The organism is Actinotalea soli, from assembly GCF_017565425.1.
GTDB classification, from domain to species: domain Bacteria; phylum Actinomycetota; class Actinomycetes; order Actinomycetales; family Cellulomonadaceae; genus Actinotalea; species Actinotalea soli.
The window spans coordinates 210,903-232,499 of sequence record NZ_JAGEMK010000005.1 but is presented as its reverse complement, the minus strand read 5'-3'; the positions used below and the strand labels follow the sequence as shown (position 1 = coordinate 232,499).

At 73.0% G+C, this 21,597-nt stretch carries 19 protein-coding genes; 18 read left to right on the top strand and 1 reads right to left on the bottom strand.

Annotated features, from left to right (window positions below; genetic code table 11):
• Positions 1–17: 17 nt before the first annotated feature.
• The 4 genes from J4G33_RS11550 to J4G33_RS11535 all read left to right on the top strand — a co-directional run bounded on the left by J4G33_RS11550 (position 18) and on the right by J4G33_RS11535 (position 4,588).
• The gene (locus tag J4G33_RS11550) at positions 18–368 is read left to right on the top strand and encodes a DMT family transporter (RefSeq protein ID WP_208056115.1); all 351 of its coding nucleotides are present in this window, start codon (positions 18–20) and stop codon (positions 366–368) included.
• A complete protein-coding gene (locus tag J4G33_RS11545; RefSeq protein WP_372435049.1) occupies positions 365–1,360 on the top strand; it encodes an o-succinylbenzoate synthase in 996 nt (331 codons plus the stop codon). The genes J4G33_RS11550 and J4G33_RS11545 overlap by 4 nt, the downstream gene beginning before the upstream one ends.
• A complete protein-coding gene (gene menD / locus J4G33_RS11540) occupies positions 1,357–3,156 on the top strand; it encodes a 2-succinyl-5-enolpyruvyl-6-hydroxy-3-cyclohexene-1-carboxylic-acid synthase (protein WP_208056114.1) in 1,800 nt (599 codons plus the stop codon). Before J4G33_RS11545 ends, menD begins: the two co-directional genes overlap by 4 nt.
• 85 nt (positions 3,157–3,241) lie before the next feature.
• Positions 3,242–4,588, top strand: a complete 1,347-nt coding sequence (locus tag J4G33_RS11535; protein ID WP_243758976.1) for a S1C family serine protease — start codon at positions 3,242–3,244, stop codon at positions 4,586–4,588.
• Positions 4,589–4,614: 26 nt separating this feature from the next.
• Here J4G33_RS11535 and J4G33_RS11530 read toward each other — a convergent pair whose 3' ends face one another.
• The gene (locus J4G33_RS11530; protein ID WP_208056112.1) at positions 4,615–5,982 is read right to left on the bottom strand and encodes an isochorismate synthase; all 1,368 of its coding nucleotides are present in this window, start codon (positions 5,980–5,982) and stop codon (positions 4,615–4,617) included.
• Between the two features lie 73 nt (positions 5,983–6,055).
• On the opposite strand from J4G33_RS11530, the gene J4G33_RS11525 reads away from it, so the two are divergent.
• The 14 genes from J4G33_RS11525 to nuoL all read left to right on the top strand — a co-directional run bounded on the left by J4G33_RS11525 (position 6,056) and on the right by nuoL (position 21,592).
• On the top strand, positions 6,056–6,775 hold the full coding sequence (locus J4G33_RS11525; RefSeq protein WP_208056111.1) for a demethylmenaquinone methyltransferase: 720 nt from the start codon (positions 6,056–6,058) through the stop codon (positions 6,773–6,775).
• Positions 6,776–6,875: 100 nt separating this feature from the next.
• The gene (locus tag J4G33_RS11520; RefSeq protein ID WP_208056110.1) at positions 6,876–8,174 is read left to right on the top strand and encodes a geranylgeranyl reductase family protein; all 1,299 of its coding nucleotides are present in this window, start codon (positions 6,876–6,878) and stop codon (positions 8,172–8,174) included.
• A gap of 88 nt (positions 8,175–8,262) precedes the next feature.
• A complete protein-coding gene (locus tag J4G33_RS11515; RefSeq protein ID WP_208056109.1) occupies positions 8,263–8,625 on the top strand; it encodes an NADH-quinone oxidoreductase subunit A in 363 nt (120 codons plus the stop codon).
• Between the two features lie 25 nt (positions 8,626–8,650).
• A complete protein-coding gene (locus J4G33_RS11510; protein ID WP_208056108.1) occupies positions 8,651–9,202 on the top strand; it encodes a NuoB/complex I 20 kDa subunit family protein in 552 nt (183 codons plus the stop codon).
• A 197-nt stretch (positions 9,203–9,399) separates the two neighbouring features.
• Positions 9,400–10,089, top strand: coding sequence for an NADH-quinone oxidoreductase subunit C (locus tag J4G33_RS11505; RefSeq protein ID WP_208056145.1), 690 nt, complete (start codon positions 9,400–9,402; stop codon positions 10,087–10,089).
• Complete coding sequence (locus tag J4G33_RS11500; protein ID WP_208056107.1) at positions 10,089–11,441, top strand: NADH-quinone oxidoreductase subunit D; 1,353 nt, start codon at positions 10,089–10,091, stop codon at positions 11,439–11,441. The genes J4G33_RS11505 and J4G33_RS11500 overlap by 1 nt, the downstream gene beginning before the upstream one ends.
• Positions 11,441–12,277, top strand: coding sequence for an NADH-quinone oxidoreductase subunit NuoE (nuoE, locus tag J4G33_RS11495; protein WP_208056106.1), 837 nt, complete (start codon positions 11,441–11,443; stop codon positions 12,275–12,277). The genes J4G33_RS11500 and nuoE overlap by 1 nt, the downstream gene beginning before the upstream one ends.
• Entirely contained in the window at positions 12,277–13,632 is a 1,356-nt protein-coding gene (nuoF, locus tag J4G33_RS11490) for an NADH-quinone oxidoreductase subunit NuoF (RefSeq protein ID WP_208056105.1), read from the top strand. Before nuoE ends, nuoF begins: the two co-directional genes overlap by 1 nt.
• Positions 13,629–16,301 (top strand): NADH-quinone oxidoreductase subunit G, encoded by a 2,673-nt coding sequence (locus tag J4G33_RS11485; RefSeq protein WP_208056104.1) that lies wholly within the window; start codon positions 13,629–13,631, stop codon positions 16,299–16,301. Before nuoF ends, J4G33_RS11485 begins: the two co-directional genes overlap by 4 nt.
• Positions 16,301–17,695, top strand: coding sequence for an NADH-quinone oxidoreductase subunit NuoH (gene nuoH / locus J4G33_RS11480; RefSeq protein ID WP_208056103.1), 1,395 nt, complete (start codon positions 16,301–16,303; stop codon positions 17,693–17,695). The genes J4G33_RS11485 and nuoH overlap by 1 nt, the downstream gene beginning before the upstream one ends.
• A 73-nt stretch (positions 17,696–17,768) precedes the next feature.
• Entirely contained in the window at positions 17,769–18,392 is a 624-nt protein-coding gene (gene nuoI, locus J4G33_RS11475; protein ID WP_243759028.1) for an NADH-quinone oxidoreductase subunit NuoI, read from the top strand.
• Complete coding sequence (locus J4G33_RS11470) at positions 18,389–19,297, top strand: NADH-quinone oxidoreductase subunit J (RefSeq protein ID WP_208056102.1); 909 nt, start codon at positions 18,389–18,391, stop codon at positions 19,295–19,297. Before nuoI ends, J4G33_RS11470 begins: the two co-directional genes overlap by 4 nt.
• Complete coding sequence (gene nuoK / locus J4G33_RS11465) at positions 19,294–19,593, top strand: NADH-quinone oxidoreductase subunit NuoK (protein ID WP_208056101.1); 300 nt, start codon at positions 19,294–19,296, stop codon at positions 19,591–19,593. Before J4G33_RS11470 ends, nuoK begins: the two co-directional genes overlap by 4 nt.
• Positions 19,594–19,642: 49 nt before the next feature.
• Positions 19,643–21,592: an NADH-quinone oxidoreductase subunit L gene (gene nuoL, locus J4G33_RS11460; protein WP_372435052.1), complete on the top strand. Its 1,950-nt coding sequence runs from the start codon at positions 19,643–19,645 to the stop codon at positions 21,590–21,592.
• Positions 21,593–21,597: the final 5 nt, after the last annotated feature.

Genomic DNA, 21,597 nt, shown 5'->3' with positions numbered 1-21,597 from the left:
GACTCGGGAGGTGTGCCGTGGCCTGGGCCGTGCTGATCGTGTCGGGTGTGCTCGAGGCGGGCTGGGCGCTGAGCCTCAAGGCCTCCGAGGGCTTCACGCGGCCGTGGCCCTCGGCGGCCTTCGTGGTGCTGCTGGCCTTCAGCATGCTCGGGCTGGGGTGGGCCCTGCGCACGCTGCCGGTCGGGGTCGCGTACGCGGTGTGGACGGGCATCGGTGCGGCGGTCACGGCGACGGTCGGCATGGCGGTCCTCGGGGAGGTGGTGAGCGTCGGGAAGATCCTCTCCCTGGTCCTCATTGTCGCGGGGATCGTGGGGCTGCACGTCTTCGGTGCCGAGCCCGCGCAGCCCGTCGGTACGGTGGTCGAGTGACCGACCTCGCGCCCCCTGGTGCGCGCCCCGCTCGGGCTGGTCGTGCGCTGCACGTCTACCGGGTCGGCCTGCGCACCCGGTTCCGTGGCCTGACGGCGCGCGACGGCGTCCTGCTCGAGGGGGAGGCCGGCTGGGGGGAGTTCTCCCCGTTCTGGGACTACCAGGACGCCGAGTCCCTCGCCTGGTGGCGGGCGGCCCGCGAGGCCGCCGACGTGGGCTGGCCGGCGGCTGTCCGCGACCGGGTGCCGGTCAACGTCACGGTGCCCGCGGTGGACGGCGTCACGGCGCGGGCCGTGGTCGGGCGCTCGGCCGGCTGCCGCACGGCCAAGGTCAAGGTCGCCGAGCCCGGGCAGGGGGTCGACGACGAGGTCGAGCGCCTCGAGGCCGTGCGCGAGGCCCTGGGGCCCGGTGGGCGGATCCGGATCGACGCCAACGGGGCCTGGGACGTCGAGACCGCGGTCGCGCGGCTCCAGGTGCTGGACCGGGCCGCGGGCGGGCTCGAGTACGTCGAGCAGCCCTGCGCGAGCGTCGAGGACCTCGCGACCGTGCGTCGTCAGACGTCTGTGCCGGTGGCTGCCGACGAGTCGATCCGCCGCGCCGAGGACCCCCTCGCGGTGGTGCGGGCCGAGGCCGCCGACGTCGTGGTCCTCAAGGTGCAGCCCCTCGGCGGGGTCCGAGCCTGCCTCGAGCTCGCCGAGCAGGTCGGGCTGCCCGTCGTGGTGTCCTCGGCCCTCGAGTCCTCGGTGGGCCTCGCGGCCGGGCTGGCCCTCGCCGCCGCGCTGCCTGATCTCCCGTACGCCTGCGGGCTGGCCACCGCGCAGCTCCTGACCCATGACGTGGTCGCCGAGCCGCTGCTCCCCGTCGACGGCGCGATCACCGTCCGCCGGCCCGTCCCCTCGCCCGGGATGCTGGTCGAGCATGCCGCGGACCCCGACCTGGCGGCGCGCTGGCGTGCCCGCGCCGCGTCCGTGAGCGCTCTGGAGGAACGATGACCGCGTCAGGGACCGCGGACCCGGCCGCCGGGGCCTCGACCCGCGCTGCGCGCGTCCTGCTGCAGGCCCTGGCCGCGCTGGGGGTGCGCGAGGTGGTGCTCTCCCCGGGCTCGCGCAGCGCCCCCCTGGCCTACGCCGTGGCCGAGGCCGCGCGCCCCGCCCGGGAGCGTGACCCCGCGGCACCGGCCGTCGCCCTGCACGTCCGGATCGACGAGCGCGACGCGGCCTTCCTCGCCCTGGGCATCGCCCGGGGGGCCCGGGCGACCGGCGATCCGCGTCCCGTCGCGGTGGTGACGACCTCGGGCACCGCCGTCGCGAACCTGCACCCCGCCGTCCTCGAGGCCCACCACGCCGGCCTGCCCCTGCTGCTCCTCACGGCCGACCGCCCGCACGAGCTGCGGGGCACGGGGGCCAACCAGACCACCCAGCAGGTCGGCCTGCTCGAGCCCGTCCGTCTGACCCTCGACCTGCCGGCCCCGACCGGGCGACCGGGCGAGGACCGCGACCTGCGGCACGCGGCCAGCCGGGCGGTGGCCGCTGCCGAGGGGGCGCGCACCCGGGACCCCGGCCCGGTCCACCTCAACATCGCCCTGCGAGACCCGTTGGTGCCCGACGGCGCCCCGTGGCCCGCGCCGTCCCGGGCGGGGCTGGTCGTCGTCCCCGGGTCCGCGCCCTCCACGGTGGGCCCCCCGACGGTGGAGCTGGACGCGGGGCAGGCGGTGGAGCGCACCGTGGTCGTGGCCGGGGACGGGGCAGGCCCTGCCGCCCGACGTCTGGCCGAGGCGCGGGGCTGGCCCCTGCTCGCCGAGCCCTCCTCGGGGGCCCGCGGGGGAGCTGCTGCCGTCGCGGCGTACCGCCTGCTGCTCGCCCACCCCGAGCTCGGTGGTGCGGTCGAGAGGGCCGTCGTGCTGGGCCGGCCGACGCTGAGCCGTCCCGTGCAGGCCCTGCTGGCCCGCGAGGACGTCGAGACGGTGGTCGTCGCCCCCACCGGGCGGGACTGGCCCGACGCGGCCCGTGGTGCTGCCGAGGTGCTCGACGCCGTACCCGACGGGTGGCTCGAGCCCAGGGCGGCCGACCCCCGGCACGCGGCCTGGCTCGGGGCGTGGCAGACGGCGGGGCGAGCAGCCCTCGAGACCGTCGAGCGGGCGGCAACGGGCACGGGTCCGACCGAGACCGCGCTGACCGGCACGGGGCTGGCCCGGGCGCTCGCGGCCTCCCTCGGGCCGCAGGACCTGCTCGTGGTGGGCTCGAGCAACCCTGTGCGCGACCTCGACCTCGTCGCCGCCTGGGACGAGCCGCCGACCGTCCTGGCCAACCGCGGGCTCGCCGGGATCGACGGCACCGTCTCGACGGCCGCCGGGGTCGCCCTGGGGGCGGGGCGGCCCGTGCACGCCCTGCTCGGCGACCTGACCTTCCTGCACGACGTCGGGGGCCTGCTGGTCGGCCCGCTCGAGGCACGGCCCGACCTGACCCTCGTGGTGGCCAACGACGACGGCGGCTCGATCTTCGCGACCCTCGAGCACGGCGAGCCCGACCGCGCCGTGACCTTCGAGCGGGTCTTCGCGACCCCCCACGGCGCCGACCTCGGGGCGCTGTGCGCAGGCTACGGCGTCCGGCACAGCCTCGTGGCCGACCGCGCCGCCCTGGAGGCCGAGCTCGCCGTGCCCGTCCGGGGGGTCAGCGTGGTCGAGGTGCGGGTGAACCGCGCCGACCGGCGCGCCGCGGGGCAGCGCCTCACCCGCGCGGTGCGGGAGGCGGTCGACCTCGCGCTCGCGGGCCGGTCGCGGGAGGGCTGACCGGCTCCCAGGAAGCTCCCAGGTGGAGCCCAGGGAACAGCAAGCGGGCCGAGGTCTCATGGTGCCCATCGACCCAGGAGGCACCATGAGCACCGAGCACCCGCAGCACCCGCAGCACCCCCCGCACCCGCAGCGCCCCGAGCCCTCGCAGCGTCCCGACGCCTACCCCGCCGCCCCTGCCGCGGGACCAGGACCGGTCGAGGTCCGGGACCGACGCCCCACCCCCTGGCTCGCGCTGGTCTCGACCGCGACGGCCGCGGCCCTCGTGGCGAGCGTCGCGACCGCGGGCCTGACCGGTGCCTTCGCCCCCGAGCAGTCGCCCTCCCAGGCCACCACCACGGCCACCCTCGAGCAGCAGGAGTCCCAGACGGTGCCCGTCGCAGGGTCCGCCGCCGGGCAGCCCGACTGGCAGGCCGTGGCGGCCGCGGTGCGCGAGTCCGTCGTCGCGATCGACGTGCGGACCGGCTCGGGATCAGGGGAGGGCTCGGGGGTGGTGGTCGACGCCGAGGGCCACGTCCTGACCAACGACCACGTGGTGGGCGACGCGGTCGACGACGGTCTGCGGGTGACCCTGGCGGACGGCCGGGTCTTCGAGGCCACCCTCGTCGGCGCGGACCCGACCACCGACCTGGCCGTCGTCGCCCTCGTGGACCCGCCGACGGACCTGGTCCCGGCCGTGCTCGGGGACTCCGATGCGCTCGAGGTCGGCGCCGGGGTGATGGCCGTCGGCAACCCGCTCGGGCTCGACAGCACCGTCACCACGGGCATCGTCTCGGCCCTGGACCGTCCGGTCACGACCGCCTCGGACTCCGCGGACGAGCCCGTGGTCACCAACGCGATCCAGATCGACGCCGCGATCAACCCGGGCAACAGCGGGGGGCCGCTGTTCGACGCCTCGGGCGAGGTCGTGGGCATCACTTCCTCGATCGCGAGCCTCTCGAGCGGCGGGTCGGGCTCCTCGACGGGGTCGATCGGGCTCGGTTTCGCCATCCCGGTGAACCTGGCCGACCGGGTCGCCGCCGAGCTGCTCGAGGACGGCACCGCCTCGCACGCCTTCCTCGGGGTCACCCTGGGTGACGGCACCGCGACCTCGGACGGGACCACCCGCCTGGGGGCCGTCGTCGGCGAGGTCACCCCTGGGTCCCCCGCGGACGAGGCGGGGCTCGCCCCGGAGGACGTCGTCGTCGCGATCGACGGCGACGCCGTGAGCGGGGCCGAGTCCCTGACCGCCTACGTCCGCGAGCACACCGCGGGGGAGCAGGTGAGCCTCACGGTGGTCCGGCAGGGAGAGACCCGCGACCTGACGGCGGTCCTGGCGGCGCGGGACGAGGTGACGGCGGAGAACTCGGGCTCCCAGGAGGGCGGCCGCAGCGGCTCGGGGAGCGAGGGCGTCGTCCCCGGCGACCCGTGGGACCCGTTCGACCGCGGCTGAGCCGCCCGGGGCCGGGTGATGACCGGCTACGCCCTCGGTGACCCGTCGTCGCCGAGGGCGTGGCGCATGGGCTCGAGCTTGGCTTCGGACTCGGCGAGCTCGGCGGCAGGGTCCGAGGCCGCGACGACCCCGCACCCGGCGAAGAGCCGCAGCCGGTGCGGGTCGAGGGGGTCGAGCTCGGCGGAGCGCAGGCCGATGCCCCACTCGCCGTCGCCGTCGGCGCCCATCCAGCCGACCGGGCCGGCGTACCGGCCGCGGTCCATGCCCTCGATCTCCTCGATGAGACGGCAGGCCTGGTCGGTCGGAGTCCCGGCCACGGCGGCCGTGGGGTGCAGGGCCGCCGCGATGCTCAGGCTCGAGGGGTGCCCTGAGGGCGCTCCCGGGGTCTGCCCCGCGGACTGCCCGCTGCCACCGCTGGTGCTGAGCACCCCGGTCACGTCGGTCGCGAGGTGCAGCACGTTCGGCAGGTGCAGCACGAAGGGGGTCTCGGGCACGTTGGTCGAGGAGCAGAACGGCCCGAGGGTCCGGCTCAACGAGTCGACCGCGTACTCGTGCTCCTCGAGGTCCTTGGAGGAGTGGGCGAGGATCGCGGCACGGGCCAGGTCGGCGTCGTCGTCCCCGGTGCGGCGGATGGTCCCGGCCAGGACGCGCGAGGTGACCAGGCCCTTCTCGCTGCGCAGCAGCAGCTCGGGGGTCGCGCCGAGCAGCCCGCCGACGGCGAAGGTCCAGCAGGACGGGTAGCCCGCGGAGAGCCGGTGCAGCACCCAGCGGGGGTCGAGGGGGGCGCTGGTGCGCGCGACGACGTCGCGGGCGAGCACCACCTTGTCCAGGCGCCCGGCGCGGATCTCCCCGATGGCGCGGGCCACGGCCTGCTGCCAGCCCGCGGCGTCGAGGGCGCCGTCGGTCATCTCGACCTCCCCCGGGGAGGTGGCGGGGGTCGCGGCGGTCGGGAGCGTGGGGGACCCGGTGACGGCACCGACGTCGAGCACGGTCATCCAGGCCGTGCCGGCGCGGCGGCCGACCACGGTGCGCGGCACCACGAGGCTGCCGCCCGCGGGGGATCCGGCCGAGAAGGCGAAGGACCCGAAGGCCACGGGCCCGGTGCCGGGCTGCCGCACCTCGTCGCGGACGACGGCGTGGGCGGTGACCTCCTGCCAGGCCTGGTCGGCCTCGGTGAACCGCTCGGCCCCGTGGGTCTCGACGCGCAGGACCTCACCCCAGGCGACCAGCCCGTCGCCACGACGCAGCCAGGCCAGACCGCCCTCGGCGGGCAGCAGGTCGAGGAGGTCCGCCGGCAGGGAGCCGGGGTCCACGGCGACGGTGCGCGAGACCAACGGTCCGGCGAGGCTGCGGGCCGGGCCCGCACCCACGGCCGCGGTCGGGTCGGTGCTCATCGAGGACAAGCCTAGGACCGCCGGCGGGGTGCTCCGGCGCGGGCCACGGGGCGCGCTCTGCGAGACTGGGCCCATGCGCGCAAGCCTGGCCAAGCGGCCCCAGGAGGTCGCGGCGATGTTCGACGGCATCGCCCACCGCTACGACCTCACCAACGACGTGCTCTCCGCGGGCCAGGACCGGCGCTGGCGCGTCGCGACGATCGAGGCCGTCGGCGCCGTCCCCGGGCAGCGGGTGCTCGACCTCGCCGCCGGGACCGGCACCTCGAGCGAGCCCTTCGCGGACGCCGGGGTGCACGTGGTGCCCTGCGACTTCTCGGTCGGGATGCTCGGGGTCGGCAAGGCCCGCCGCCCCGACCTGCCCTTCACGGCGGGGGACGCGACCCGGCTGCCGTTCGCGGACGCCTCCTTCGACGCGGTCACGATCTCCTTCGGCCTGCGCAACGTCGTGGACACCGCGGCTGCGCTGCGCGAGATGCTGCGGGTCACACGACCGGGTGGGCGGCTCGTGGTGTGCGAGTTCTCGACCCCCGTGTGGCGCCCGCTGCGGACCCTGTACTCGGGCTACCTGATGCGTGCCCTCCCGGCCCTCGCACGGGCGGTCTCGCGCGAGGAGGGGGCGTACGCCTACCTCGCCGAGTCGATCAGCGCCTGGCCGGACCAGCAGGGTCTGGGCCGCGTCGTGCGCGAGGCGGGCTGGGACGAGGTCGCCTTCCGCAACCTCAGCGGCGGCATCGTCGCGCTGCACCGGGGGACCCGTCCGCGGGAGGGGACCGAGGCCCCGCGCAAGGGCTGAGGGTCCCAAGGAAGGCAAGCCTTAACAGACACGTCCCGAGGCCGTCGATAGACTTGGGACGTTTGGTTCGTGAAACCCTTCACAAGGGAACGAGGCTGGGGTGGGGACTGTGACGCAGCGCGACGATGCCGACGTCATCGTCGTCGGTGCTGGCCCTGCCGGGTCGACCGCGGCGTACTACCTCGCGATGGCGGGCCTCGACGTCCTCGTGCTCGAGAAGACGGCCTTCCCGCGCGAGAAGGTGTGCGGGGACGGCTTCACCCCCCGGTCGGTCCGTGAGCTGGTCGCGATGGGCGTGCCCATGCGCGAGGAGGACGGCTGGATCCGCAACAAGGGGTTGCGGGTCTACGGCGGCGGCCACCGGATCGAGCTCCCCTGGCCCGACCTCGACGCCTTCCCCAGCTACGGGGTGAGCCGCACCCGTCGCGACTTCGACGACACCCTCGCCAAGCACGCCGTCGCGGCCGGGGCCACGATCCTCGAGCAGCGCAGCGTGACCGGCCCCGTGGTCGACGAGCGGACGGGCCGCGTGGTGGGCGTGACCGCCCGCCCGGTCGACGTCGACGGGCGCCGGGCCGGTGACGAGCAGACCTACCGGGCCCCCGTGGTCATCGCGGCCGACGGCGTCTCGGGTCGCCTGGCCCTGGCCCTGGGCATCGAGAAGAACCCGAACCGGCCGATGGGTGTCGCGGTCCGGACGTACTTCCGCACCCCCCGCCACCAGGACGACTGGATGGAGAGCCACCTCGAGCTCTGGGACGGCGAGCCCGGCCGCTCGAACCTCATGCCTGGTTACGGCTGGATCTTCGGCCTCGGTGACGGCACGGCCAACGTGGGCCTGGGCAGCGTGAGCTCGCGGGCGACCACCACCAAGATCGACTACAAGGACCTGCTCCAGCGGTGGGTCGCGAACACCCCGGCCTCGTGGGAGTTCACCCCGGAGAACCAGGTCGGTCCCGTGCGCAGCGCGGCTCTGCCCATGGGCTTCAACCGCAAGCCCCACTACTCGCGCGGCCTCATGCTGGTCGGGGACTCCGGGGGCATGGTGAACCCCTTCAACGGCGAGGGCATCGCCTACGCCATGCAGGGCGCGCGCCGTGCCGCCGAGGTCGTCGCGCAGGCCCGCTCGCGCACCACGGACTCGGCCCGCGAGAGCACGCTGGCCACCTACCCGCGGATCATGGCCGAGGAGCTCGGCGGCTACTACAGCCTGGGCAGGGTCTTCGTGAAGCTGATCGAGCACCCCGAGGTGATGCGCATCTGCACCCGCCACGGCCTGCCGCGCCCGGCGCTGATGCGCCTGACCCTCAAGCTCCTGGCCGACGTCTACGAGCCCCGTGGTGGGGACCTGTCGGACCGGTTCATCTCCGCGCTGACCCGGATTGCGCCCGCAGCATGACCCGTCCACACTCGGCGAAGGCGCCGGGGCCGAGCCTGGGCCGGACCCGCGGACTCGCCACACCTCGACCGCTCGACCGGAGGGCCCGATGAGCAACCCGTACGTCCCGATCCTGGTCCTCATGGGCGTGGCCGCCGTGCTGGCCCTCGGTGGTGTCGGCGCGAGCGCGATCATCGGCCCCAAGCGCTACAACCGGGCCAAGCTCGAGGGCTACGAGTGCGGGATCGACCCCACCCCCCACGCCGTGGGTGGTGGCCGGTTCCCGATCAAGTACTACCTCGTGGCGATGACCTTCATCATCTTCGACATCGAGGTCGTGTTCATGTACCCGTGGGCCGTCGCGTTCGGCGAGCTCGCCCTGTTCGGGGTCGTCGCGATGATGACCTTCCTCGTCCTGATCACGGTGCCCTTCGTGTACGAGTGGCGCCGTGGCGGGTTCGAGTGGGACTGACGAAGGACGAGGGAGGAGGAACGACATGGGTATCGAGGACGCACCGTCCGGCTTCTTGCTGACGACGGTCGAGAACTTCGCCGGTTACATGCGCAAGGCGTCGCTGTGGCCGGTGACCTTCGGTCTGGCGTGCTGCGCCATCGAGATGATGGCCGCCGGCACCTCGCGGTTCGACATCTCGCGCTTCGGCATGGAGGTCTTCCGGGCCTCGCCGCGGCAGGCCGACCTGATGATCGTCGCAGGGCGGGTGAGCCAGAAGATGGCCCCCGTCGTCCGACAGGTCTACGACCAGATGGCCGAGCCCAAGTGGGTCATCTCGATGGGCGTCTGCGCGTCCTCGGGCGGCATGTTCAACAACTACGCGATCGTCCAGGGCGTGGACCACGTCGTCCCGGTGGACATCTACCTCCCCGGCTGCCCGCCGCGGCCCGAGATGCTGCTCAACGCGATCCTCACCCTGCACGACCAGATCCAGGCCGAGCCGCTCGGGGTCAACCGTGAGGAGGCGGCCCGCGCCGCCGAGGCCGCCGCGCTCGAGGCGACTCCCACCTCCGACATGAAGGGCCTGCTGCGGTGAGCGACGAGCCCCAGGACCAGCCCAAGGACGACACCCTGGCGCCGACCGAGGAGACGACTGCGGCGCAGGCCGCCGCCCCGCAGGAGGCCAAGGACGCCTCGGCCGCGGCCAAGGCGGGCAGCGCGCCGGTCGGCACCGAGGCCGCCACGACCCCGCAGAAGACCAGCGAGGCAGCCCTCGAGGCCGGGTCGCAGAACCTGCCCGCGGGCCCGGGTGAGCGCACCCGGCTCGACGTCGTGGACGTGCGCACCGGCATGTTCGGGGTACAGGGGTCGGGGGACACCTCGGGCTACGGCGGGCTCGTGCGCACCGTGGCGATGCCCGGGGCGAGCGAGCGGCCCTACGGCGGATGGTTCGACGAGGTCGTCGACATCCTGGCCGAGGTCCTCACCGAGGGCGGGTCGTCCTTCGAGGCCGCCGTCGAGCAGGTCGTGGTGGACCGCGAGGAGCTCACCCTCTACGTGCGTCGCGACCACATCGTGCCCGTGTGCCAGGCCCTGCGCGACGACCAGGACCTGCGCTTCGAGCTCGGCCTGGGCGTCTCGGGGGTGCACTTCCCGCACGACGAGGGCCGCGAGCTGCACGCCGTCTACCACCTGGTCTCGGTCACCCACAGCCGCCGTCTGCGGCTCGAGGTCGCCGTGAGCGAGGCCGATCCGCACATCCCGTCGACCACGGGTGTGTACCCCGGGCACGACTGGCACGAGCGTGAGACCTGGGACTTCTTCGGGATCGTCTTCGACGGGCACCCCGGGCTCGCGCGGATCGAGATGCCCGACGACTGGCCCGGGCACCCCCAGCGCAAGGACTACCCGCTCGGCGGGATCCCGGTGGAGTACAAGGGCGCGAGCATCCCTCCGCCCGACGAGCGGAGGTCGTACAACTGATGAGCGACACGCAGACCCCCCGCGCGAGCGCGCACATCGTCGACGAGTCCGCCGAGGGCGTCCCGTCCTTCGAGGCCTCGGGCGGCGACTGGTCCGACATCGCCGAGGAGGCCGCGCGCCTCGGCGAGGAGCGCATCGTCGTCAACATGGGCCCCCAGCACCCCTCGACCCACGGTGTGCTCCGCCTCATGCTCGAGATCGACGGCGAGACGGTGACCGAGGCGCGTTGCGGCATCGGCTACCTCCACACCGGCATCGAGAAGAACATGGAGTACCGGACGTGGACCCAGGGGCCCACGTTCTGCACCCGCATGGACTACCTCGCGCCGTTCTTCCAGGAGACGGCCTTCTGCCTGGGGGTCGAGAAGCTCCTGGGCATCACCGACGACGTCCCGGAGCGGGCCACGGTCATCCGGGTCATGCTCATGGAGCTCAACCGCGTGGCCTCGCACCTGGTCGCGATCGCGACGGGCGGCAACGAGCTCGGCGCCACGACCATCATGACCACGGGGTTCACGGCCCGTGAGGAGATCCTGCGGATCTTCGAGCTGATCACGGGCCTGCGCATGAACCACGCGTACGTCCGCCCCGGCGGCGTCGCGCAGGACATCCCGCCCGGTGCCCTCGACACGGTGCGCGAGGCGCTGCCCAAGGTCCGCGACTACCTCGCCCAGCTCGGCGACCTCATGCTCGCCAACCCCATCTTCAAGGGCCGCATGGTCGACGTCGGGTACCTCAGCCTCGCGGGCTGCATGGCCCTGGGCATCACCGGCCCGGTGCTGCGCTCGGCGGGCCTGCCGTACGACGTGCGCAAGGCCGACCCGTACTGCGGGTACGAGACCTACGACTTCGAGGTCCCCACCTCGACCGAGGCCGACAGCTACTCCCGCGTGGTGCTCCGCCTCGAGGAGTGCTACCAGTCCCTGCGGATCGTCGAGCAGACGGTCGAGCGGCTGCAGGCCATGGGCGCCGGGCCGGTCATGGTGGCGGACAAGAAGATCGCGTGGCCCGCGCAGCTCGCGATCGGCGCGGACGGCATGGGGAACTCCCTCGACCACATCAAGCAGATCATGGGCACCTCGATGGAGGCCCTGATCCACCACTTCAAGCTCGTGACCGAGGGCTTCCGGGTGCCGGCGGGCCAGGTGTTCCAGAGCGTCGAGCACCCGCGCGGCGAGCTCGGGGTGCACCTCGTGTCCGACGGCGGCACGCGCCCCTACCGGGCGCACTTCCGCGACCCGTCCTTCAACAACCTCCAGGCGGTCTCCCTGATGTGCGAGGGCGGCCAGGTGGCCGACGTCGTCGTCTCGGTGGCCGCGCTGGACCCCGTCCTGGGAGGGGTGGACCGCTGATGGCGAGCACGACCTACGAGCCCTACGAGGGGGCCAAGCTCGAGCGCCTCGAGCGCGACGCCGCGGCCGCCACGGCGCGCTACCCCGACCCTCGCTCGGCCCTGCTGCCGCTGCTGCACCTCGTGCAGTCCGAGGACGGCTACGTGAGCCCCGACGGGATCGCCTTCTGCGCCCGGACCCTCGCGCTCAGCACCGCCGAGGTCTCGGCCGTGGCGACCTTCTACACCCAGTACAAGCGCCACCCCAACGGCGAGTACACCGTCGGGGTCTGCACCAACACCCTGTGCGCGGTCATGGGTGGGGACGCGATCTACGACGAGCTCTCCGAGCACCTCGGCGTGGGCCACGACGAGACCACCGAGGACGGCAAGGTCACCCTCGAGCGGGTCGAGTGCAACGCGGCGTGCGACTACGCGCCCGTGATGATGGTCAACTGGGAGTTCTTCGACAACCAGACCCCCGACTCGGCCAAGCAGGTCGTGGACCGGCTGCGCGCCGGCGAGCAGGTCGCACCCACCCGCGGCGCCTCCTCGGTCTGCTCCTTCAAGGCGATGTCCCGCGTCCTCGCGGGCTTCCACGACGGCCGCGCCGACGAGGGCGTGGGCGCAGGGGAGCCGACCCTGGTCGGTCGCCGGCTCGCCCGCGAGCAGGGCTGGGAGGCCCCCTCGCAGAGCAGCGCGGGCGCGGCCGACGGCGGGCCGTCCGCTGCCGGGCAGGACGCCCCCGTGGCCCCGGAGGCCGGCGGCGAGCAGTCCAGCGTCGACACCCCGTCCGCGCCGCCCTCGGGTGGCACGTCCGACACCACGACCGGTCGCGACGCGAGCAAGGAGACGTGATGGGCAGCACCCTGAGCCCGGTCCTGAGCCACCACTGGGACGCCGAGAAGTCCTGGACCCTGGCGACCTACGAGGCCGACGGCGGCTACCAGGGCCTGCGCAAGGCCCTCGAGATGGACCCGGCGGACATCGTCACCGCGGTCAAGGACTCGGGGCTGCGCGGCCGTGGCGGCGCCGGCTTCCCGACCGGCCTCAAGTGGAGCTTCCTGCCCGCCCCTGACGGCGGGCCGCGCTACCTCGTGGTCAACGCCGACGAGTCCGAGCCCGGCACCTGCAAGGACACGCCGCTCATGATGGCGTCCCCGCAGATGCTCATCGAGGGTGTCGCGATCACCTCGCGCGCGATCGGCTGCGACCACGCCTTCATCTACGTGCGCGGCGAGATCCTGCACGTCTACCGGCGGCTGCTCCGCGCGGTCGAGGAGGCCTACGAGAAGGGCTACCTCGGCAAGAACATCCTCGGCAGCGGCTACGACCTCGACGTCACGGTGCACGCCGGGGCGGGGGCGTACATCTGCGGCGAGGAGACGGCGCTGCTCGACTCCCTCGAGGGGCGGCGCGGCCAGCCTCGGCTCAAGCCCCCCTTCCCGGCCGTCGCGGGTCTCTACGCGCGTCCGACCGTGGTCAACAACGTCGAGTCGATCGCCTCGGTCCCGGCGATCATCACCGGCGGGGTGGACTGGTTCCGCTCGATGGGTACCGAGAAGTCGGCCGGGTTCGGCCTCTTCTCCCTCTCGGGCCACGTCCAGCGTCCCGGCCAGTACGAGGCCCCGCTCGGCATCACCCTGCGGGAGCTGCTCGAGATGGCCGGCGGGGTCCGCGAGGGCCACGAGCTCAAGTTCTGGACGCCGGGTGGGTCCTCGACGCCGCTGTTCACGGCCGAGCACCTCGACGTGCCCCTCGACTACGAGTCGGTCGGGGCCGCGGGCTCGATGCTCGGGACCCGGGCCCTGCAGATCTTCGACGACACCACCTGCGTGGTCCGCGCGATCACCCGGTGGGCCGAGTTCTACGCCCACGAGTCCTGCGGCAAGTGCACGCCCTGCCGCGAGGGCACGTACTGGCTCAAGCAGGTGCTCGGACGGATCGAGCACGGCCAGGGCACCATGGAGGACCTCGACACCCTCCTCGACGTGTGCGACAACATCCTGGGTCGTTCCTTCTGCGCCCTGGGCGACGGCGCCACCTCGACCATCACCTCGGGCATCGCGCTCTTCCGCGAGGAGTTCGAGGCCCACGTGACCGGCGGTGGCTGCCCCCTCGACCCGGCCGCCTCGGCCCTCTTCGAGTACACACCCCGGCGCTCGGACGTCCGAGCGCTGTCCGGGACGGCAGCAGGAACGGTGGGAGCATGACGACGACGACACCGAAGACCGGGACCTCGGGGAGCACCCCCGCCCCGGCCGACCAGGTGACGTTCACCATCGACGACGTCGAGGTCGCGGTGCCCAAGGGCACCCTGGTCATCCGCGCCGCCGAGCAGATCGGGATCCAGATCCCCCGGTTCTGCGACCACCCGCTGCTCGCCCCGGTGGGCGCCTGCCGGCAGTGCCTGGTCGAGGTCGCCGCCCCGGACCGCGAGGGCAACGTCCGGCCGATGCCCAAGCCGCAGGCCTCCTGCACCCTCGAGGCCACCCCGGGCATGGTCGTCAAGACCCAGCGCAGCTCGGCCGTGGCGGACAAGGCCCAGCACGGCGTGCTCGAGCTGCTCCTCATCAACCACCCGCTCGACTGCCCCACCTGCGACAAGGGCGGCGAGTGCCCCCTGCAGAACCAGGCGATGAGCAACGGGCGAGGCACGAGCCGCTTCCACGACGTCAAGCGGACCTTCCCCAAGCCGATCGCGATCTCGACCCAGATCCTGCTCGACCGGGACCGCTGCGTGCTCTGCCAGCGCTGCACCCGCTTCTCCGAGGAGATCGCCGGCGACCCGTTCATCGACCTGCAGCAGCGTGGGGTCAAGCAGCAGATCGGCATCTTCGACCCGGGCGTGCTCGGCTTCGCGGGCAGCGAGCCGGCCGAGGTCTACCGCGGGGTCCAGCCCGACGGCACGCCGATCAGTGCTGCCACGGGCCTGCCCTCGACCGACCCCGCCGACCCGGCCGGGCCCGCGGGCATGGCCACGGTCGACACCTCGGGCCGGCCCTTCGCCTCCTACTTCTCGGGCAACACGGTGCAGATCTGCCCCGTCGGAGCCCTGACCAGCGCCGCGTACCGGTTCCGGTCGCGCCCCTTCGACCTGGTCTCGACCCCGGGCATCGCGGAGCACGACTCCAACGGCGCGGCCATCCGCGTCGACCACCGACGCGGCGTCGTCCTGCGCCGCCTCGCGGGGGACGACCCCGCGGTCAACGAGGAGTGGATCAGCGACAAGGACCGCTTCGGCTTCCCCTGGCAGGGCCTGGCCGACCGGCTCACCGCGCCGATGGTCCGTGAGCCCGGTGCGGACGGGACCCGCGGCGAGCTGCGCCCCGCGAGCTGGGCCGAGGCCTTCGAGGCCGCGGCCGAGGGCCTCGCGGCCGCCCGCGCCGCCGGCGGGGTCGGCGTGCTGCCTGGTGGCCGACTGACGATGGAGGACGCCTACGCCTACGGGAAGTTCGCGCGGGTCGCTCTCGGCACCAACGACGTCGACCACCGTGCGCGTCCGGCCTCGGCCGAGGAGGAGGCCTTCCTCGGTCACCACGTCGCCGGGTCGCGGATGTCCGTGACCTTCGCCGACCTCGAGCACGCACCCACGGTGCTGCTGGTGGCCTTCGAGGCCGAGGACGAGGGCGGCATCACCTTCCTGAGGCTCCGCAAGGGTGTCCAGGGCGGTCGCACGAAGGTCTTCTCGGTCGCCCCCTTCGCGAGCCGTGGCCTCGAGCGCCTCGACGGCACCCTGGTCCAGGCGGTCCCCGGGACCGAGCCCGAGGTGCTCGACGCGGTCGGCACCTCGAGCGAGTCCTCGGTCTCGGCGGTCGCCGAGGCCCTGGGCCCCGAGGCAGTGATCCTGGTCGGGGAGCGTCTGGCGACGGTCCCGGGCGGGCTGAGCGCGGTGCTCCGCCTCGCCGAGCGCACCGGGGCCCGCCTGGCGTGGATCCCCCGTCGCGCGGGGGAGCGCGGCGGTGTCGAGCTCGGCACCCTGCCGACCCTGCTGCCGGGTGGGCGCCCCGTGGCTGACCCGCAGGCGCGGGTCGACGTCGGCGCGGCCTGGGACGTCGAGAGGCTCCCGGCCGAGCCGGGCCGTGACGCCGAGCAGATCCTCGCGGCAGCCCGGTCCGGTGAGCTCGGCGGCCTCGTGGTCGGCGGTCTCGACCCGGCCGACCTGCCCGACCCCGCCGGGGCCCGCGCAGCCCTCGAGGCCGTGGGCTTCCTCGTCTCCCTCGAGGTCCGCGCCTCGGCGGTGACCGAGCTCGCGGACGTGGTCCTGCCCGTGGCGCCCCCGGTCGAGAAGGCCGGCACGTTCCTCAACTGGGAGGGTCGCCCGCGGCCGTTCCCCCAGGCGCTCACCTCGACCTCGATGGCCGACCACCGTGTGCTCGACGCCCTCGCCGACGCGATGGACGTCCAGCTCGGCCTGGCGACCACGACCGAGGTCCACGCCGAGATCGACCAGCTCGGTGGCTGGGACGGCGGGCGCGTCGCGGCTCCGGCCGCTGCCGCGGTCGAGCCTCCCGCCCTGGGTGCCGGTCAGGCCGTCCTGGCGACCTGGCACCTGCTGCTCGACGCAGGTCGCTGCCAGGAGGGCGAGGCCTTCCTGGCGGGCACCTCCCAGCGCCCCGTCGCGCGGGTCTCGGCCACGCACGCCGACCGGCTCGGGATCGCCTCGGGGCAGGGCATCACGGTGCGCACGCCTCGCGGGCAGGTCACCCTGCCGGTCGCCGTGACCCCGATGGCGGACGGCGTGGTCTGGCTGCCGACGAACTCGGTGGGGTCGGCCGTGCGCCGTACCCTCGGGGTCGACGCCGGTGCCGTGGTCGAGGTCGCTGCGGCCTCGACGGTGACGACGGCGACGACCGCCGCCGACGACGGAGGGACGCTCTGATGCCGGGCCTGACGCTCGTGCCGACCCAGGTGGCCGTGGCCACCGGGGCGGACTTCAGCAACGACACCTGGTGGATCGTCGCGATCAAGGCCGTCGGCGTCGTGGTGTTCCTGCTCACGAGCGTGCTCGTCGCGATCTGGTTCGAGCGCAAGGTCGTGGCGCGGATGCAGATCCGCCCCGGGCCCAACGTGCACGGGCCCTTCGGGCTCCTGCAGTCCCTGGCCGACGCGATGAAGCTCCTGCTCAAGGAGGACATCAACGTCAAGGCCGCGGACAAGGTGCTCTACCTGCTCGCACCGATGATCTCGGTCTTCGCCTCGCTGCTGATCTTCGCGGTCATCCCGCTGGGTCCCGAGGTGTCGATCTTCGGCGTCGTGACGCCGCTGCAGCTGACCGACTTCCCGGTCTCGGTGCTCTACATCCTGGCCGCCGCCTCCTTCGGCGTGTACGGGATCGTCCTGGGAGGCTGGGCCTCGGGCTCGACCTACCCCCTGCTCGGCGGGGTCCGCTCGACGGCGCAGGTCATCTCCTACGAGCTCGCGATGGGCCTGTCCCTGGTCAGCGTCTTCATCCTGGCCGGGTCGATGTCGACCTCGCAGATCGTGGCCTCGCAGGAGCAGATCTGGTGGTTCCTGCCGCTGCTGCCGGCCTTCGTCATCTACTTCATCTCGATGGTCGGTGAGGTCAACCGCCTGCCCTTCGACCTCCCCGAGGCCGAGGGAGAGCTCGTCTCGGGCTTCATGACCGAGTACTCCTCGATGAAGTTCGCATGGTTCTTCCTCGCCGAGTACATCAACATGCTCAACGTCTCGGCGATCGCGACGACCCTCTTCTTCGGCGGGTGGCGTGCCCCCTTCGGGCTGCACCTCATCAACGACGGGATGTTCAACGAGGGCTGGTGGCCGCTGCTCTGGTTCCTCGCCAAGCTGTGGACCTTCATGTTCCTGTTCGTGTGGATCCGCGGCACGCTGCTGCGCTTCCGCTACGACCAGTTCATGAAGTTCGGCTGGAAGATCCTCATCCCCGCGGCCCTCGTGTGGATCGTCATGGTCGCCGCGGTGCAGAGCGTCCGCCAGTTCACCGACATCGACCTGCAGACGCTGCTCATCGCCCTCGGCGTGGTCGCGGTGGTCGCGATCGGCCTCTCCTTCCTCATCCCCGAGAAGAAGGCACCACCGGCCACGGAGGGCGAGCCGGAGGAGTTCGACGCCTTCGCAGGTGGATACCCTGTCCCGCCGCTGCCGGGGCAGACCCTGCCCCCCTCGCCCCGACGCCGAGCGCGCCTGGCCGAGGAGACCGAGCAGAGGACCGCGACCGCAGTCCTCACGGCCGAGGCCGACGCCAGCACGACCGACCAGCCGTCCGACGGCGAGGAGGAGGAGCCCCGTGGCTGACGACGACATCACCCGGCGCGACCAGGCCGGCGAGGTCGGCGCCCCGCGCCCGGCCGCCGAGTACGAGTCGCTCCTGCCGGGCAAGTCCGGCCTGGGCGAGATCCTCGCGCCGGCTGCCGGCTTCGGCGTGACCTTCGCGTCGATGTTCAAGCCGACGGTGACCGAGCAGTACCCGTACGAGAAGGTCCCGACCAAGCCTCGCTACCACGGTCGGCACCAGCTCAACCGGCACCCTGACGGTCTCGAGAAGTGCATCGGCTGCGAGCTGTGCGCCTGGGCCTGCCCCGCGGACGCCATCTACGTCGAGGGCGCGGACAACACCCCGGACGCGCAGTTCTCGCCCGGCGAGCGGTACGGCCGCGTCTACCAGATCAACTACCTGCGCTGCATCTTCTGCGGGCTGTGCATCGAGGCGTGTCCCACGCGTGCCCTCACGATGACGAACGACTACGAGCTCGCCGGTCCCACGCGGCGGGGGATGATCTACGAGAAGCAGGACCTGCTCGCCCCCCTGGGCGACGGCATGCTCGCCGCTCCGCACCCGATGGTCCCGGGTACCGAGGACGACGACTACTACCGCGGCGACGTGGCGGGCCCCGTCCCCGAGCAGATCGACTGGGTCGCTCAGTGGCGCCCCGAGGACGAGTCGCTCGCGGCGCTGCGGCCCGCCGGGCACGAGCAGAGCGAGGCCCGATGAGCGCGTCCGCCGTGGCCCTGGGTTCGCTGCCCGCGGCCCCCGTCCTGGCATCCCTGGCCGAGACCGGACGCACGAGCACGGGGGAGGAGGTCCTCTTCTGGTTCATCGCCCCCGTGATGGTCCTCGCGGCCCTGGGCCTGCTCTTCGCCCGCAAGACGGTGCACGCCGCGATGAGCGTCGTGCTCGTCATGGTGTGCCTCGCGATCCTCTACGTCGCGCAGGAGGCCCCCTTCCTCGGCGTCGTGCAGGTGATCGTCTACACCGGCGCGGTGATGATGCTCTTCCTGTTCGTGCTGATGCTCGTCGGCGTGGACTCCTCGGACTCCCTCGTCGAGACGATCGCCGGGCAGCGCTGGGTCGGCGTCCTGCTGGGCCTGGGCCTCGCCGGGGTGCTGAGCGGCGTGGTCCTGACCGCGGCGGACATGACCCCGGTCGGCCTCGAGGCCGCCAACGCCGACACCAACGCGGTGGGCGTCGCCCGCATCATCTTCGGCGACTACGTCTTCGCCCTCGAGGTCGTCGGCATCCTGCTCATCACGGCAGCCCTGGGCGCGCTCGTGCTGACCCACCGCCAGCGGCTCACCCGCCGCGTGGGGCAGAAGGAGCGCGCGGACGCCCGCGTCTCCGCCGGCACCGTGCTGACCCCGCTGCCCGCCCCGGGCGTCTACGCCCGGAGCAACGCCATGGACGTCCCGGCCCTCGGGCCCGACGGGCGTCCGCTCGACAGCTCGGTGCCGCGCGTGCTGCGGGTCCGCGGCCAGGAGCGTGCGGTCTCCGAGGTCGCCGCCTTCCAGGGACCCGACGCCCCGCACCTCACCGAGGCCGAGGAGAGCACCGGCGATGCCGACGCGACCGGGGCGGCTCCCCCCGATCGGTCGATCACGGGTGAGGAGCCCAACCGATGAACCTGACGAACTACCTGGTCCTCGCGGCGATCCTCTTCTCGATCGGCACGACCGTGGTGCTGCTGCGGCGCAACGCGATCATCGTCTTCATGGGCGTCGAGCTCATGCTCAACGCGACGAACCTCGCCTTCGTGACCTTCGCCCGGATCCACGGTGACCTGAGCGGTCAGGTCGTGGCCTTCTTCGTCATGGTCGTGGCCGCCGCCGAGGTCGTCATCGGCCTCGCGATCATCGTCGCGATCTTCCGTACCCGCCGCTCGGCCTCGGTCGACGACGCCAACCTGCTGAAGAGCTGAGGGAGCGCCCGTGCTGACGTCTGCTCTCGTCTCCCTCCCCACGGCCACCGTGGGTGAGGCGGCGATCCCCGCGACGGGGGTGTTCACCGTGGCCTGGCTGCTGGTGGCCCTGCCCCTGCTCGGCGCTGCGGTGCTGCTGCTCGGCGGCCGCCGCACCGACCGCTGGGGGCACTGGCTGGGGGTCCTGGCCTCGGGCTCGGCCTTCCTCGTCGGTGCCGTCCTCATGGTCGCGACCCTGAGCGCCCCCGCCGCGGAGCGCGTCCAGGACCTGCACCTCTTCGACTGGATCACGGCGGGCTCCTTCGAGCTGGCGGCCGGCCTGCGGATCGACCCGCTCTCGCTGTCCTTCGTGATGCTCGTGACCTTCGTCGGCACGCTCATCCACGTGTACTCGGTCTCGTACATGGAGCACGACGCGTCGCGCCGGCGGTTCTTCGCCTACCTCAACCTCTTCGTCGCGGCGATGCTCCTGCTGGTGCTCGCCGACAGCTACGTGCTGCTCTTCGTCGGCTGGGAGGGCGTGGGCCTCGCCTCGTACCTGCTCATCGGGTTCTGGAACCACTCGATGCCGAATGCTGTCGCCGCCAAGAAGGCCTTCGTGGCCAACCGGGTGGGCGACCTCGGGCTCCTCGTCGCGATCATGATCCTCTTCGGGGCCTTCGGCGCGACCGACTTCGAGACGGTCTTCTCCCTCGCGGGCGGTGCCAACGAGGGCCTGCTGACCGCGGCGGGCCTCATGCTGCTGCTCGCGGCCTGCGGCAAGTCCGCGCAGTTCCCGCTCCAGGCCTGGCTCGGGGACGCCATGGCCGGCCCGACGCCGGTCTCGGCCCTGATCCACGCGGCCACCATGGTCACGGCGGGGGTCTACCTCGTGGTGCGCTCGGCCCCCGTGTACGCCGGGGCGCCGAACGCCCTGCTCGTCGTCGCGATCATCGGTGCGATCACCCTGCTGTTCGGTGCGATCGTCGGCTGTGCCAAGGACGACATCAAGAAGACCCTCGCGGCCTCGACGATGTCCCAGATCGGCTACATGATGCTCGCCGCCGGCCTCGGCCCCATCGGCTACGCCTTCGCGATCTTCCACCTCGTGACCCACGGCTTCTTCAAGGCCGGGATGTTCCTCGGGGCCGGGTCGGTCATGCACGGCATGCACGACGAGGTCGACATGCGCCGGTTCGGTGAGCTGCGCAAGTACATGAAGATCACCTGGATCACCTTCGCCGCCGGCTGGCTGGCGATCCTCGGCCTGCCGCCCTTCTCCGGGTTCTGGAGCAAGGACAAGATCATCGAGACGGCCTTCGCGACGGCTGACGGCCAGGGCTGGCAGCCGTGGGTCTTCGGCACGGTCGCCCTCGTCGGAGCCGGGATCACGGCCTTCTACATGTCGCGCCTGTACTTCATGACCTTCCACGGCACCCGCCGCTGGACCGGCACCGAGGGTGCGCCGGCAGCGGGCCAGCACGCCCAGAACCCGCACGAGTCCCCGGCCCTGATGATCTGGCCCATGATCATCCTGGCGGTCGGCTCGATCGCCCTCGGCGGTCTCCTGGCCATCGGCGACGGCTTCGTCCACTGGCTCGAGCCCGTGGTCGGGCACACCGAGCACCACGACCCGGTGCTGCCGATCCCGGTCATCATGGGCGCGACGATCCTCCTGGTCCTCGCCGGTGGCTTCCTGGCCTGGCGTCAGTACGCGGCCTCACCGGTCGCGGTCGTCCCGCCGCGGGGATCGGTGCTCACCCGCGCCGCGCGTCGCGACCTCTACCAGGACGAGGTCAACGAGGGTCTGCTCATGCGACCTGGTCAGTACCTGACCCGCTCGCTCGTCTACGGTGACCGCCAGGTCGTCGACGGCGCCGCGACCGGCCTGGCCCGCCTGGTGGCGAGCTCGGGCGAGGTCCTGCGCAAGCTCCAGAACGGGTACGTCCGGTCCTACGCGTCCACCATGGTCGCGGGCATCGTCGTGCTCGTCGCGGTCGTCCTGGCATTCCGGATCTGAGGGGA

Excerpts from the sequence above, each read along its gene's own strand:
- menD (WP_208056114.1), top strand. The coding sequence starts at position 1,357 with ATGACCGCGTCAGGGACCGCGGACCCGGCCGCCGGGGCCTCGACCCGC.
- J4G33_RS11535 (WP_243758976.1), top strand. The coding sequence starts at position 3,242 with ATGAGCACCGAGCACCCGCAGCACCCGCAGCACCCCCCGCACCCGCAG.
- J4G33_RS11530 (WP_208056112.1), bottom strand. The coding sequence starts at position 5,982 with ATGAGCACCGACCCGACCGCGGCCGTGGGTGCGGGCCCGGCCCGCAGC.
- J4G33_RS11525 (WP_208056111.1), top strand. The coding sequence starts at position 6,056 with ATGCGCGCAAGCCTGGCCAAGCGGCCCCAGGAGGTCGCGGCGATGTTC.
- J4G33_RS11515 (WP_208056109.1), top strand. The coding sequence starts at position 8,263 with ATGAGCAACCCGTACGTCCCGATCCTGGTCCTCATGGGCGTGGCCGCC.
- J4G33_RS11510 (WP_208056108.1), top strand. The coding sequence starts at position 8,651 with ATGGGTATCGAGGACGCACCGTCCGGCTTCTTGCTGACGACGGTCGAG.
- J4G33_RS11500 (WP_208056107.1), top strand. The coding sequence starts at position 10,089 with ATGAGCGACACGCAGACCCCCCGCGCGAGCGCGCACATCGTCGACGAG.
- nuoE (WP_208056106.1), top strand. The coding sequence starts at position 11,441 with ATGGCGAGCACGACCTACGAGCCCTACGAGGGGGCCAAGCTCGAGCGC.
- nuoF (WP_208056105.1), top strand. The coding sequence starts at position 12,277 with ATGGGCAGCACCCTGAGCCCGGTCCTGAGCCACCACTGGGACGCCGAG.
- J4G33_RS11485 (WP_208056104.1), top strand. The coding sequence starts at position 13,629 with ATGACGACGACGACACCGAAGACCGGGACCTCGGGGAGCACCCCCGCC.
- nuoH (WP_208056103.1), top strand. The coding sequence starts at position 16,301 with ATGCCGGGCCTGACGCTCGTGCCGACCCAGGTGGCCGTGGCCACCGGG.
- J4G33_RS11470 (WP_208056102.1), top strand. The coding sequence starts at position 18,389 with ATGAGCGCGTCCGCCGTGGCCCTGGGTTCGCTGCCCGCGGCCCCCGTC.
- nuoK (WP_208056101.1), top strand. The coding sequence starts at position 19,294 with ATGAACCTGACGAACTACCTGGTCCTCGCGGCGATCCTCTTCTCGATC.